The sequence below is a fragment of the Streptomyces litchfieldiae genome (assembly GCF_031845365.1).
Taxonomy (GTDB): Bacteria; Actinomycetota; Actinomycetes; order Streptomycetales; family Streptomycetaceae; genus Streptomyces; species Streptomyces litchfieldiae.
Genome location: NZ_JAVREL010000002.1, coordinates 74,992 through 87,593, shown reverse-complemented (window position 1 = coordinate 87,593; position 12,602 = coordinate 74,992). Strand labels below are relative to the sequence as shown.

Here is a 12,602-nt window from a genome sequence, read left to right as displayed (position 1 = left end):
CTTCGGGCGGTCGGCCGGAGATCAACCTATGCTCGCGAGAGGGCGTGCAGGCGGGCGGCCCTCGAAAGTGTGAGCGAAGGAGCGGATCGGACGTGGCCGGGGACAGCGCACGGCCGGGTGGTCAGGAGCCGGCCGACTCGGAGACGACCTCCGGGTTCGCCGTGCCCGAGGGGCTGGAGGTGCCGTCGCCCGAGGACGAGCACCCCAGCTCCGAGTTCGCCGTCCCCGAGGGCCTGACCGTGGGGCCCCGCCCCGAGCCGCACAGCGAGTTCACCCCCGCCCAGGGCATACCGGCACTCGCCCGGGCCCGGGGCACGCCCTGGCAGGACCGGATGCGCACCCTGGTCCGGATGCCCCTGGCCGAGCGGCCCGCGCCCGAGTATGTGCCGCGCGGTGAGGGCGAGGCCGCTCCGCCGGTGCCCCGCGTGCTGGACCTGACGCTGCGCATCGGCGAGCTGCTGCTGGCTGGCGGCGAGGGGGCGGAGGACGTCGAGGCGGCGATGTTCGGCGTCGCGCACGCCTATGGGCTCGACCGCTGCGAGGCCACGGTCACGTTCACGCTGATCTCGGTCACCCACCAGCCCTCGCTGGTGGACCCGCCGGTGTCGCTCAGCCGCACGGTGCGCCGCCGCGGCACCGACTACACGCGGCTGGCCTCGGTGTTCCAGCTCGTCGACGACATCTCCTCCGGCGAGGTCACCCTGGAGGAGGCGTACGGACGGCTGGCCACCATCCGGCGCAACCGGCACCCCTACTCCAAGGGCCAGCTCACCGTCGCCTCCGGGCTGCTGGCGGGCGCGGCCAGCACGCTGGTCGGCGGCGGCTGGCAGGTGTTCCTGCTCGCCGCCCTCGGCGCCATGCTCGGCGACCGGCTGGCCTGGCTGGCCTCCAGCCGCGGCCTGCCGGAGTTCTACCAGTTCGTCGCCGCCGCGATGGCGCCCGCCGCGATGGGCGTGGTCTGGGCGGCCGGCCACACCACGGGCCGGGACGAGGTGCAGGCGGCGGCGATGATCACCGGCGGGCTCTTCGCGCTCATCCCCGGACGAGCACTGGTGGCCGGGGTGCAGGACGGGCTGACGGGCTATTACCTCACCGCCTCCGCCCGCCTCCTGGAGGTGGTCTACCTCAGCGTCGGCATCGTCTGCGGCGTGCTCGCCGTGCTCTACATCGGCGAGACGTCCGGCGTCCGGCTCGACCCGGAGGTCACCGTCCGCGCCATCCGGCCGACGGTGCAGCTTGGCGCGGCCCTCCTGCTGTCCCTCACGTTCTGCGTGCTGTTGCAGCAGGCGAAGAACACGGTCATCCCCGCCACCCTCAACGGCGGCGTCGCCTGGCTGGTCTACGGGGCCATGCACGACACGGCCGACCTCTCGCCGTTCGCGGCGACGGCCGTCGGCGCCGGCATGGTCGGCCTCTTCGGGCAGCTCCAGTCGCGGTACCGGTTCACCTCGTCGCTGCCCTACGTCACCGCGGCCATCGGCCCGCTGCTGCCCGGCGGCGCCGTCTACCTCGGCCTGCTCGGCTTCGCCCAGGGCGACGTGGACACCGGCGTGGAGAACCTGCTCACGGCCGTCACCCTCGCCCTCGCCATCGCCATCGGCGTGAACCTGGGCAACGAGATCGCCCGGCTCTTCATCAAGACCCCGGGCCTCACCACGCCGATCGGCCGCCGGGGCGCCAAGCGCACCCGCGGATTCTGAGGCAGGCCACCGGGCAAGGAGGCGGCCGGGCCGACACCGGCCCGGCCGCGCCTCAACCACCGGCTCAGTGCGCCAGCTTCAGCCCGATGACACAGCCCACGATCGTCGCGAGCAGCACCACCTTCAGCGCGCTCACCGGCTCGCCCTCGAACGCCATCCCATAGGCGGCCGTGAGCACCGCGCCGATGCCGACCCACACCGCGTAACCGGTGCCCACCGGCAGCGTGCGCAGCGCGAAGGCCAGACCGGTCATGCTCAGCGCCAGCCCCACCCCGAACACCACGGTCGGCAGCGGGCGGCTGAACCCCTCGGACTTGCCCAGCGCCGTCGCCCACACCGCTTCGAGCACACCGGAGACCACCAGAACGAACCAGGCCATCTCAGACTCCCCGCGCCGTCTTGTCATGGCTGGGTACGGCGCACCTCGTCCAGGAACTGGTCGAGCTCTCCGATCAGGCTCTCACAGGGCGAATCGGCTCGCTCAGTGGCTCTCGCCCGCGTCCGCCGCGCGCTTGAACGACGCCTCGATCTCGATCTCGGCCTCGGCGCGGCCGACCCAGTTGGCGCCCTCGACCGACTTGCCGGGCTCCAGGTCCTTGTAGACCTCGAAGAAGTGCTGGATCTCCAGCCGGTCGAACTCGCTCACGTGGTGGATGTCCCGCAGGTGCTCCATCCGCGGGTCCGAAGCGGGGACGCACAGCAGCTTGTCGTCGCCGCCCGCCTCGTCGCGCATCCGGAACATGCCGATGGCCCGGCACTGGATGAGACAGCCGGGGAACGTGGGCTCGTCCAGAAGCACCAGCGCGTCCAGCGGATCTCCGTCCTCGCCCAGCGTGCCGTCCACGAACCCGTAGTCCGCCGGGTACACAGTCGAGGTGAACAGATGGCGGTCCAGCCGGATCCGTCCAGTCTTGTGATCCACCTCGTACTTGTTCCGCGAACCCTTCGGAATCTCGATGGTGACGTCGAACTCCACGGGGACACTCCTTAAACCGATCTGTGCACGCAACAGGTGGTTAAGTGTCCCTCACGCAGGTGTCCGCACGCGAAAGGGGCTGGTCCGTACAGTGCGCAGGGCAGCGGAAATGCTACGACAGCACCGCGCCGCCTGGCGGCTGGCCGCGGGCGCGGCGGTGACCGGGCTGGCGGTCGCCGCCGGGGCGGTCGCCCTGACCGGCCCGTGGGAAGGCGGCCAGCGCGCGGCGGAACGCAAGCGCGCCACTGCCGCGGACGCCGACCGTGATCAGTCGGATACGGAACGCATCGCCGGTACTGTACCCGCCGCCGAGCCGGTGCTCGCCCCACTCGACGGTTCCGGGGCCGAGCTCTCCGCCGCCGCCGTCGAACGTGCCCTCGAATCACTGCTGGACAATCGCGCCCTCGGCGGCCAGGCCACGGGCTCCGTCGTCGACCTCACCACGGGCACCTCGCTGTACTCCCACGAAGCCGGCGCGGGCCGCACGCCCGCCTCCACCGTCAAGATCGTCACCGCCGTCGCGGCCCTCAACGCCCTGGGCCCGGACCACCGGTTGACCACCCAGGCGGTGTGGGACGCGGACGACGAGCGCGTCGTGCTCGTCGGCGGCGGCGACACCACGCTCACCGACGCCAACCTCCGGGCCCTGGCCCGGCGGGCCGCCGAGGCGCTGTCCGAGCAGGGCGTCGCGACCGCCCGCGTGGGCTACGACATCTCCCGCTACCCCGACGAGCAAGTTCACCCAATCGGGGCAGGCAACGACAACATCGCGACCATCACCCCCCTCCAGCTCAACGCCGGTCGCCTGGACGACAGCCACCACGGCCCCGCAGCCCGCTCGGCCGACCCGGCCGCCGACGCGGCCCGAGCCTTCGCCGACCACCTCGCGGACGCCGGGATCGACGTGAAGGGCGACCCGGCCGAACGCACCGCCCCCGACGACGCGGAACGGCTCGCCAGCCACCGCTCCGCGCCGCTCTCTTCCCTGGTCGAGCGGATGCTCACGCACAGCGACAACGACCTCGCCGAGGCCCTCGCCCGCGCCACCGCCATCGCCACCGGCCACCAGGCCGACGTCCGCGGCGTCCAGCGGGCCGTCACCGCCCAGCTCGACGAGCTCGGCCTGCCCCTGGACCGGGTGCGGATCGCGGACGCCAGCGGCCTCGACCGCGACGGCCGGGTCACCGCGGCGCTGCTGACCCAGGCCCTGACCGCCGCCGCCGACCCCGAACGGCCCGCGCTCCGCCCAGCGCTGACCGGCCTGCCGGTGGCCGGCTTCACCGGCACCCTGGCCGGCCGTTACGACGAGTCCGCCGGCGCCGGCGCGGGCGTCGTCCGCGCCAAGACCGGCACGCTGACCGGCGTCAACACCCTGGCCGGCACGGCGGTGACCCCGGACGGCCGGGTGCTCGCCTTCGCCTTCCTCGCCTCGGACACCACCAACGCCGAGGAGGCCCAGACCGCCCTGGACGACGCCGCCACCGCGCTGGCCACCTGCGACTGCCGTTAGGGGGCCCGCCAGCGGGCTCCCGTGCCCTATCCGCTTTCCGCGCGGGCGCCGTACCGTTGGCGGTATGACGAGTCTCGGCGGTACGGACCTGGTCGACTGGAACCTCGCGGTCTCCACCGCGACGCGCATGACGCGGTCCGGCCCGGAGGTGAGCCGGGACGAGGCGCGGGCCATCGTCGCCGAGCTGCGCCGGCACGCCACCGCCTCGGAGGAGCACGTCCGCTCCTTCACCGGCCTGAACTCCGGCGCCGTGGACACCCCGGTACTGGTCGTCGACCGGCCCGGCTGGGTGCGGGCGAACGTGGCCGGCTTCCGCGAGGTGCTCCAGCCGCTGATGGCCCGCATGCGCGAGCGCCGCGCGAGCATGCCCGGCGGCTCCGCGCTGACCATGGTCGGCAGCAAGGTCACCGGCGTCGAGGTGGGCATGCTGCTGTCGTTCCTGTCCTCCCGGGTGCTCGGCCAGTACGAGACGTTCGCCCCGGCCACGCCCGCGCTGCCGGGCGGCGGGGGCCCCGGCACCGGGGTCGCCGGCCGGCTGCTGCTCGTCGCGCCGAACATCGTGCACGTCGAACGGGAACTGGACGTCCACCCGCACGACTTCCGGCTCTGGGTCTGCCTGCACGAGGAGACGCACCGCACGCAGTTCACCGCCGTGCCCTGGCTGCGGGATCACATGGAGGGCGAGATCCAGGCGTTCCTGGCGGAGGCCGACGTGGACCCCGCCACGCTGGTCGAGCGCTTCCGGCAGGCCGCCCAGTCGGTGACCGGGCAGCGCGCCCAGGAAGAGGCCCGGCAGGGGCGGGACGCCGAGGCGGGCCTGGGCATCGTCGATCTGGTGCAGACCCCGCGGCAGCGCGAGATCCTCGACCGTCTCACGGCCGTGATGTCCCTCCTCGAGGGCCACGCGGACTTCGTGATGGACGGCGTGGGCCCCGCGGTGGTGCCGTCGGTGGCGGAGATCCGGGAGAAGTTCACCCGGCGGCGGCAGACCGGAGCCGGCCGTCTGGACCGCGCGCTGCGCAGGCTGCTGGGGATGGACGCCAAGCTCCGGCAGTACCGGGACGGGGAGCGGTTCGTGCGCACGGTCGTGGAGCGGTCCGGGATGGAGGGGTTCAACAAAGTGTGGACCTCGCCCAACACTCTGCCGACCAAGGACGAGATCTCCCGCCCCGATCAGTGGGTCGCCCGCGTGCGGCCGGGTGCGGCGTAGGTTGCATAATCCCTCCAAAATCACTCGTATGAGGGACCGTGGCGGCATGCCTGGCGTGCGATGCTCGGGTAACGGGCCTCCTCTGTCACCATTTACGCACCCAGCGTGACAGCGCTTCCCGAGCACCCGAGCTCCCCCCAGAAAGAAGTGATTCGGATATGGGTCCCCACCCCGCGGTCGCTGCGATACGCCTGGCGGTCCGCCGCGCTCTGCACGACGTCCTCGCCGACGCCCGCTCCGACGCCCGCCCCGAGGGCGCTCCCCTGGTCCTCGTCGCCTGCTCGGGCGGCGCGGACTCCATGGCCCTCGCCTCCGCTCTCGCCTTCGAGGCCCCCCGCGCCGGCGTCCGGGCCGGCGGTGTCACCGTCGACCACGGCCTCCAGCCCGGCTCCGACGCCCGCGCCCGCGAAGTCGCGGAGCGCCTGGCCGCCCTCGGCCTCGACCCGGTCGAGGAGGCCACCGTCGCCGTCGGCCGCGCCGGCGGCCCCGAGGCCGCCGCCCGCACCGCCCGTTACGCCGCGCTCGACGCCGCCGCCGAGCGGCACCGGGCCCGCGCCGTGCTCCTCGGCCACACGCGTGACGACCAGGCGGAAACCGTTCTGCTCGGGCTCGCCCGCGGCTCGGGCACCCGTTCGCTGTCCGGCATGGCCGCCGTCTCCGGCGGGCTGTCCGGCGCCAAGGACGCCGCCCACCGCTACCGGCGCCCGTTCCTGGCCATCGACCGGCAGACCACTCGCAAGGCGTGTCTCGTCCAGGCCCTCCCCGTCTGGGACGACCCGCACAACGCCGACCCCTCCTTCACCCGTTCCCGCGTGCGGCACGAGGCGCTTCCGGTCCTGGAGAAGGCGCTGGGCCGCGGCGTCGTGGAGGCGCTGGCCCGCACCGCGCAGCTCTCCCGCGACGACGCGGACGCCCTGGACGCCTGGGCGCGCGACGCCCAACTGGCCGCGACCCGCCCCGACGGCACCCTGGAGATCGCCGCGCTGCACGACCTGCCCCCGGCCGTCCGGCGCCGGGTGCTGCGCCGCGCGGCCATCGCCGCCGGCGCCCCGGCCGGCTCGCTGTTCGCCCGGCACATCGAGGAGACCGACCGCCTGATCACCGCCTGGCGGGGGCAGCGTCCGCTGAATCTGCCGGGGCGCGTCGAGGCGAAGCGGCAGGGTGGCAGACTGGTCCTCCAGCAGGCCAACCAGTAGAGAGACAGTGGCACGGGTGCACGAGACGGACCTGGGGGCCGACCTGGAGTCGGTGCTCATCACCAAGGAAGAGATCGACGCCAAGCTCGGGGAGCTGGCCGCCAAGATCGACGCGGAGTACGCGGGCAAGGATCTCCTCCTGGTGGGGGTCCTCAAGGGCGCGGTCATGGTCATGGCCGATCTCGCGCGGGCCCTGTCGTCGCCCATCACCATGGACTGGATGGCCGTGTCCTCCTACGGGGCGGGCACGCAGTCCTCCGGGGTGGTGCGGATCCTGAAGGACCTGGACACCGACATCCAGGGCCGCCACGTGCTGATTGTCGAGGACATCATCGACTCGGGGCTGACGCTGTCCTGGCTGCTGTCGAATCTCGGCTCCCGCGAGCCGGCCTCGCTCCGCGTCTGCACCCTCCTGCGCAAGCCCGACGCCGCGAAGGTCGATATCGACGCCGAGTGGGTGGGTTTCGACATTCCCAACGAGTTCGTCGTGGGCTACGGGCTCGATTACGCGGAGAAGTACCGCAATCTTCCCTTTGTCGGCACCCTTGCCCCGCACGTTTACAACGGATAGCCGGGAACACCACGCGATGCCCTACCGTTGAGTCGGGAGAGAAGCGATGGCTTCCCGACGCCCGGCAGCGCTGGGCAGCAGTGCTGGGGTACCGTCGCGGTAGGTCAGCTGAGACAAGGCCGGGCGCACAACGGCCGACACCGCGCGCACAGCAGATCCCATCCGGGGGCTGTGCCTCTACGTGGCAGGAGGGACGGGGCCGCGCCGCCCCGTATGGATAGACGTGAAGCGCTATTTCCGTGGGCCAGTGATGTGGATCGTGCTGGCCGTCCTCGCCGTGATTCTGCTGATGCAGGTGTTCAGCTCGTCCGAGGGCTACAAGAAGGTGGACACCGGCGAGGTCGTCCAGGCCATCAGTCAGAACCGGGTGAGGTCCGCCGAGCTCACCACCGGCGATGAGCAGACGATCAGGGTCGAGCTCAAGAGCGGCCAGGAGATCGAGGGCAGCAACAAGGTCCAGGCCAACTACATCGACGGCCAGGGCGAGGATCTGGCCCGGAACCTCCAGGCGAAGTTCCAGGACGACCAGATTCCGGACGGCTACACCGTTTCGCCCAAGTCGCAGAACCCGTTCGTGGGCATGCTGCTGTCGATCCTGCCGTTCCTCCTGATCATCATCGTCTTCCTCTTCCTGATGAATCAGATGCAGGGCGGCGGCTCCCGCGTGATGAACTTCGGCAAGTCCAAGGCGAAGCTCATCACCAAGGACACCCCGAAGACCACGTTCGCCGATGTGGCCGGTTCGGACGAGGCCGTGGAGGAACTCCAGGAGATCAAGGAGTTCCTGCAGGAGCCCGCGAAGTTCCAGGCCGTCGGCGCCAAGATCCCCAAGGGCGTGCTGCTCTACGGTCCGCCCGGTACGGGCAAGACGCTGCTGGCCCGGGCCGTGGCCGGCGAGGCGGGCGTGCCGTTCTACTCCATCTCCGGCTCCGACTTCGTCGAGATGTTCGTCGGTGTGGGTGCCTCCCGGGTGCGCGACCTGTTCGAGCAGGCCAAGGCGAACGCCCCGGCGATCGTCTTCGTCGACGAGATCGACGCCGTCGGCCGGCACCGCGGCGCCGGCATGGGCGGCGGCCACGACGAGCGGGAGCAGACGCTCAACCAGCTCCTGGTCGAGATGGACGGCTTCGACGTCAAGGGCGGCGTGATCCTGATCGCCGCCACCAACCGCCCGGACATCCTCGACCCGGCGCTGCTGCGCCCTGGCCGGTTCGACCGGCAGATCGCCGTGGACCGCCCGGACATGCAGGGCCGGCTGGAGATCCTCAAGGTCCACCAGCGGGGCAAGCCGGTGGCGCCCGACGTCGACCTGTCGGCCGTGGCCCGGCGCACGCCCGGGTTCACCGGTGCCGATCTGAACAACGTGCTCAACGAGGCCGCCCTGCTGGCCGCCCGTGGGAACGCGAAGATGATCGACAACAAGTTTTTGGACGAGGCCATCGACCGGGTGGTGGCGGGCCCGCAGAAGCGCACACGGATCATGAGCCAGAAGGAGAAGATGATCACCGCGTACCACGAGGGCGGGCACGCCCTGGTCGCGGCGGCCTCTCCGAACAGCGACCCAGTGCACAAGGTGACGATCCTGTCCCGCGGCCGGGCCCTGGGCTACACCATGGTTCTGCCGGAGGAGGACAAGTACTCCACCACGCGGAACGAGATGCTCGACCGGCTCGCCTACATGATGGGTGGCCGCGCGGCCGAGGAGCTGGTCTTCCACGACCCGACCACGGGCGCCGGCGACGACATCGAGAAGGCGACCACCACGGCCCGGGCGATGGTGACGCAGTACGGCATGACCGAGCGGCTTGGCGCGATCAAGTTCGGCCAGGACAGCTCCGAGCCGTTCCTCGGCAAGGAGATGGGCCACCAGCGCGACTACTCCGAGGAGGTCGCCGGGCTGGTGGACGAGGAGGTCAAGAAGCTGATCGAGACCGCGCACAACGAAGCCTGGGAGATCCTGGTGGAGAACCGCGACGTTCTCGACAACCTCGTGCTGTCGCTCCTGGAGAAGGAGACGCTGAACAAGGAGGAGCTCGCGGAGATCTTCGCGCCGGTCGTGAAGCGCCCGCCGCGCCCGGCGTGGACCGGCTCCGCGCGCCGCACCCCCTCGACCCGTCCGCCGGTGACGTTCCCCACCAAGGAGATCAGCCTGGCGAACGGCAGCGTGGACGAGACGCCGCCGCTGGAGTCGGTGGAGGACCGCCGCGGCGACGACTGACCGTCGGTGACCGGCGGCCACCCGATGGCCGGAATGCCCCCCGCGCCCCTCACGTTCTACTGTGAGGGGCGCGGCCGCGTGTGACGAGGGGCGTGCCGGCAACAGGAACGAGGAGCACATGACCGACCCGGTGACGCTGGGGAACCAGGAGCCCAGACAGGGGCCGATCGGCGAGTTCGACGAGAAGCGTGCCGAGAGCGCCATACGAGAGTTGCTCATCGCGGTCGGTGAGGACCCGGACCGGGAGGGGCTGCGGGACACCCCGGCGCGGGTGGCGCGGGCCTACCGCGAGATCTTCGCGGGGCTGTGGCAGCGGCCCGAGGACGTGCTGACCACGACGTTCGACCTGGGGCACGACGAGATGGTCCTGGTGAAGGACATCGAGGTGCTGTCGTCCTGCGAGCACCATTTGGTGCCGTTCGTGGGCCACGCCCACATCGGCTACATCCCCTCCACCAGCGGCAAGATCACGGGGCTGTCCAAGCTGGCGCGGCTGGTGGACGTGTTCGCCCGCCGCCCGCAGGTGCAGGAGCGGCTGACCACGCAGATCGCCGACTCCCTGATGCGGATCCTGGAGCCGCGCGGCGTGATCGTCGTGGTCGAGTGCGAGCACATGTGCATGACGATGCGCGGGGTGCGCAAGCCCGGCGCGAAGACCACCACCTCGGCGGTGCGCGGTCAGCTCCGGGACGCCGCGACCCGGGCCGAGGCGATGAGCCTCATCCTCGCCCGCTAGTCTCCCGGGTCTCCTGGCCGCTCTTGCGCGGGGCGCGGGCGCCGAAGAAGTCGAAGCCGCCGGTGCGCTGCGCCGGCGGGGCGACCGCCGGTGGCGCGGGCCGGGGCGCGGGCGCCTCGGCCGACTGCTCCTGACGCGCCTCGCGCTGGCGGGCCGCGCTGCGCGTGAGCCCCGACAGCGCCTCGTACGCCCGGCGGTAGGTCAGCGGCGTCGGCGCGCCCCCCGCGGTGCGGTGGTCGGCGGCCTGGGCGGGCAGCTCCTTGGCCGGCGCGGCGGCCTCCAGCGCGAGCTGCCGCCGGCCCTCCAGCGCCTTGGCGCGCTCGGTTTCCGCGGTGGCGTAACGGCGCAGCAGATCGGCGTGTTCGGAACGGAGCCGGCCGAGGTCGGACCGCTTGTCGCGGACCTTTTCCTCCAGCGTGGCGATCAGCTCCTGGGCCTCCTCCAGCTCGGCCTGCCGCTCCTCGATCCGCCAGCTCATCCCGGCCTTGGCGGCCCGCTCCTTGGCGACCTGCCGGCTCGCCTCCACGTCCCACCGGCGCAGCAGCACCGCGCACACGACCGTGCACACCGCGGCCGCGGCGACGAGGACGCGCAACAGGACGGCGTCCCCGTCGCCCAGCAGCCAGGCCGCGCCGGCGCACGCCAGCGCCAGGCCGCCCAGAGCAACCGGAATCAGCACTCGGTGCAGCGCTGAGGATCGGTGACGTCCACGTGCCATGGGCGAAACTTACCGTGACGCCGTGGACGCGCGGGAGGGCGCCCGGTCGGTTGTGCCGTGGCCGTTATGGTCAGTTCGCCACGAGGCCCTTTTCCGCTAGATAGTCCCGGGCGACCTCGTCGGCCTTGCGGCGCTCGGCGTCCACCTGCCGGTTGAGCTCGATCAGGTCCTCGGTGGTGAGCACCTCGGTGAGGCGGCCCAGCGCCTCGGCGATCTCGGGGTCACCGGCGGACTCCGTGTTGACGACCGGCAGCACGTTGTCCGCGAGCTGGAGGTTCCGGTCGTCCTCCAGGAGTACCAGGCCGAAGTCCTCCAGCGTGGCGTCCGTGGTGGTGACCAGGACGAGGTCGTCCTCGCCGTCCGCCACCGCCTGCTTGGCCTGGACCGTGCCGACGCCCAGCGGGTCCACCTCGGTGACGTCGATGCCGTAGGTCTCCTCCAGGCCCGGCTCGCAGAACGGCCGGGTCGGGCAGTCCTCGCCCGCCGCGAGGCGGACGGGCAGGCCCGCCTCGCCGAGGTCGGACAGCGTCTCCAGGCCGTGCTCGGCGGCGAACTCCTCGCTCACCGCGAACGCGTTCTGGTCCACGGCCTCGCCGGCGTCCAGAACGGTCAGCCCCCGGGGTTCGGCAAGCTCGCGCAGCGCCGCCACCGTCTCGTCCGCGTCGGGCGAGGCGACGGGCTCCGCGTCGGGGCCGTTGACCTGGGCGTTGAGGTATTCGGCCAGCGTCGCCGCGTATTCGGGGACGACGTCGATCGCACCGCTCTCCAGCTCGGGCGCGTACAGCTCGCGGCCCTCGGTGGTGGTGATGCTCGTGGAGTACCCGGCCTCCTCCAGGACCTGCGCGTACAGCTCGGTCATGATGGTGGCCTCGGTGAAGCTGGCGCCGCCGACGGTCAGCGAGCCGCCGCTCTCCTCGCCGGTGTCGCCGCCGCCCTCCTCCTCCAGGCTGTCGCCGCCGCAGGCCGCCAGCGACAGGGTCAGGGCGGTGAGGGTGCCGACGGCCAGGCGCGCCCGTCGGTTGCGGTGGGATGTCGGGGTCACGAGGGTCTCCGTCCAACGGGTCGGGATCGGGGGGATGCGGGCACGTCGCGGTGTCGGCGACGGCCCGGGTCGAACAGGCGCTGGGCCAGGGCCAGCACCGCTTCCACGGCCAGGGCCAGGAGCGCGACCAGCGTGGCTCCGGCGACCACTTGCGCCGTGTCGTAGGTGGCGAAACCGGCGGTGACGATGCGGCCGAGGCCGCCGCCGGCGGCGAGCGCGGCGAGCGTCGCCGTCGCGACCACCTGCACGGCCGCTGTGCGCACGCCGGTCATGATGAGCGGGAACGCCAGCGGCACCTCGACGCGCGTCAGGAGCTGCGCGCGGGACATGCCCATGCCGCGGGCGGCCTCCACCACGTCGCGGTCCGCCTCGGCCACGCCGATGTAGGCGTTGGTCAGCAGCGGCGGCACCGCGAACAGCACCAGCGCGATGATCGTGGGCAGATCGCCGTGCCGGCCCAGCGGGCTGAGCGTGAGCAGCACCAGAACGGCGAAGGTGGGCACCGCGCGGCCGGCGTTGGAGATGTTGATGGCCAGCGCGCCGCCGAACCGCCGGCCGCCGCCGTGCCCCAGCCACAGGGCGAGCGGCAGCGCCAGCGCGCAGGCCAGGGCGAGGCAGACGCCGGTGAGATAGAGGTGCTCGGCCAGCCGGTGCCGGACGCCGGAGTCGCCGGACCAGTTGGCGCCCGTGGTCAGCCAGGTCCAGGCGTCGGGGATCGCGCCCAT

12 protein-coding genes and 1 riboswitch are annotated in these 12,602 nt (G+C 72.2%); of the genes, 7 read left to right on the top strand and 5 right to left on the bottom strand.

All coding sequences use genetic code 11. From position 1 onward, the window contains the following. Positions 1-92: 92 nt before the first annotated feature. Positions 93-1,700 (top strand): threonine/serine exporter family protein, encoded by a 1,608-nt coding sequence (locus RM590_RS03875; RefSeq protein ID WP_311702931.1) that lies wholly within the window; start codon positions 93-95, stop codon positions 1,698-1,700. A 64-nt stretch (positions 1,701-1,764) separates the two neighbouring features. Here RM590_RS03875 and RM590_RS03870 read toward each other — a convergent pair whose 3' ends face one another. Next, entirely contained in the window at positions 1,765-2,079 is a 315-nt protein-coding gene (locus RM590_RS03870; RefSeq protein ID WP_311702930.1) for a DMT family transporter, read from the bottom strand. 9 nt (positions 2,080-2,088) lie between these two features. Then, a riboswitch (guanidine-III (ykkC-III) riboswitch) is annotated at positions 2,089-2,152 on the bottom strand. 29 nt (positions 2,153-2,181) lie between these two features. After that, positions 2,182-2,676 carry an inorganic diphosphatase gene (locus RM590_RS03865; RefSeq protein WP_311702929.1) on the bottom strand — a complete coding sequence of 165 codons (495 nt, stop codon included), beginning with the start codon at positions 2,674-2,676 and terminating at the stop codon, positions 2,182-2,184. Positions 2,677-2,785: 109 nt separating this feature from the next. Between RM590_RS03865 and dacB the strand changes: the two genes are divergently transcribed. The 6 genes from dacB (at position 2,786) to folE (ending at position 10,117) form a co-directional block, all read left to right on the top strand. Beyond that, positions 2,786-4,186: a D-alanyl-D-alanine carboxypeptidase/D-alanyl-D-alanine endopeptidase gene (gene dacB, locus RM590_RS03860; RefSeq protein WP_311702928.1), complete on the top strand. Its 1,401-nt coding sequence runs from the start codon at positions 2,786-2,788 to the stop codon at positions 4,184-4,186. Positions 4,187-4,250: 64 nt separating this feature from the next. Then, on the top strand, positions 4,251-5,396 hold the full coding sequence (locus RM590_RS03855; RefSeq protein ID WP_311702927.1) for a zinc-dependent metalloprotease: 1,146 nt from the start codon (positions 4,251-4,253) through the stop codon (positions 5,394-5,396). A gap of 158 nt (positions 5,397-5,554) precedes the next feature. Continuing rightward, positions 5,555-6,592: a tRNA lysidine(34) synthetase TilS gene (gene tilS / locus RM590_RS03850; protein ID WP_311702926.1), complete on the top strand. Its 1,038-nt coding sequence runs from the start codon at positions 5,555-5,557 to the stop codon at positions 6,590-6,592. A gap of 16 nt (positions 6,593-6,608) precedes the next feature. Beyond that, entirely contained in the window at positions 6,609-7,163 is a 555-nt protein-coding gene (hpt, locus tag RM590_RS03845; protein ID WP_311702925.1) for a hypoxanthine phosphoribosyltransferase, read from the top strand. A 217-nt stretch (positions 7,164-7,380) separates the two neighbouring features. Further along, complete coding sequence (ftsH, locus tag RM590_RS03840; RefSeq protein ID WP_311703396.1) at positions 7,381-9,381, top strand: ATP-dependent zinc metalloprotease FtsH; 2,001 nt, start codon at positions 7,381-7,383, stop codon at positions 9,379-9,381. 118 nt (positions 9,382-9,499) lie between these two features. Next, positions 9,500-10,117 carry a GTP cyclohydrolase I FolE gene (gene folE / locus RM590_RS03835; RefSeq protein WP_311702924.1) on the top strand — a complete coding sequence of 206 codons (618 nt, stop codon included), beginning with the start codon at positions 9,500-9,502 and terminating at the stop codon, positions 10,115-10,117. Here the strand turns inward: folE and RM590_RS03830 are convergent. From RM590_RS03830 to RM590_RS03820, 3 genes are all read right to left on the bottom strand, one after another. After that, positions 10,101-10,796, bottom strand: a complete 696-nt coding sequence (locus RM590_RS03830) for a hypothetical protein (RefSeq protein WP_311702923.1) — start codon at positions 10,794-10,796, stop codon at positions 10,101-10,103. The genes folE and RM590_RS03830 overlap by 17 nt on opposite strands. Before the next feature lie 109 nt (positions 10,797-10,905). After that, positions 10,906-11,877 carry an ABC transporter substrate-binding protein gene (locus tag RM590_RS03825; protein ID WP_311702922.1) on the bottom strand — a complete coding sequence of 324 codons (972 nt, stop codon included), beginning with the start codon at positions 11,875-11,877 and terminating at the stop codon, positions 10,906-10,908. After that, complete coding sequence (locus tag RM590_RS03820) at positions 11,874-12,602, bottom strand: ABC transporter permease (protein WP_311702921.1); 729 nt, start codon at positions 12,600-12,602, stop codon at positions 11,874-11,876. Before RM590_RS03820 ends, RM590_RS03825 begins: the two co-directional genes overlap by 4 nt.

Coding starts and splice junctions, on each gene's coding strand:
- RM590_RS03870 (WP_311702930.1), bottom strand. CDS start 2,079: ATGGCCTGGTTCGTTCTGGTGGTCTCCGGTGTGCTCGAAGCGGTGTGG.
- dacB (WP_311702928.1), top strand. CDS start 2,786: ATGCTACGACAGCACCGCGCCGCCTGGCGGCTGGCCGCGGGCGCGGCG.
- RM590_RS03855 (WP_311702927.1), top strand. CDS start 4,251: ATGACGAGTCTCGGCGGTACGGACCTGGTCGACTGGAACCTCGCGGTC.
- tilS (WP_311702926.1), top strand. CDS start 5,555: ATGGGTCCCCACCCCGCGGTCGCTGCGATACGCCTGGCGGTCCGCCGC.
- folE (WP_311702924.1), top strand. CDS start 9,500: ATGACCGACCCGGTGACGCTGGGGAACCAGGAGCCCAGACAGGGGCCG.
- RM590_RS03820 (WP_311702921.1), bottom strand. CDS start 12,602: ATGGGCGCGATCCCCGACGCCTGGACCTGGCTGACCACGGGCGCCAAC.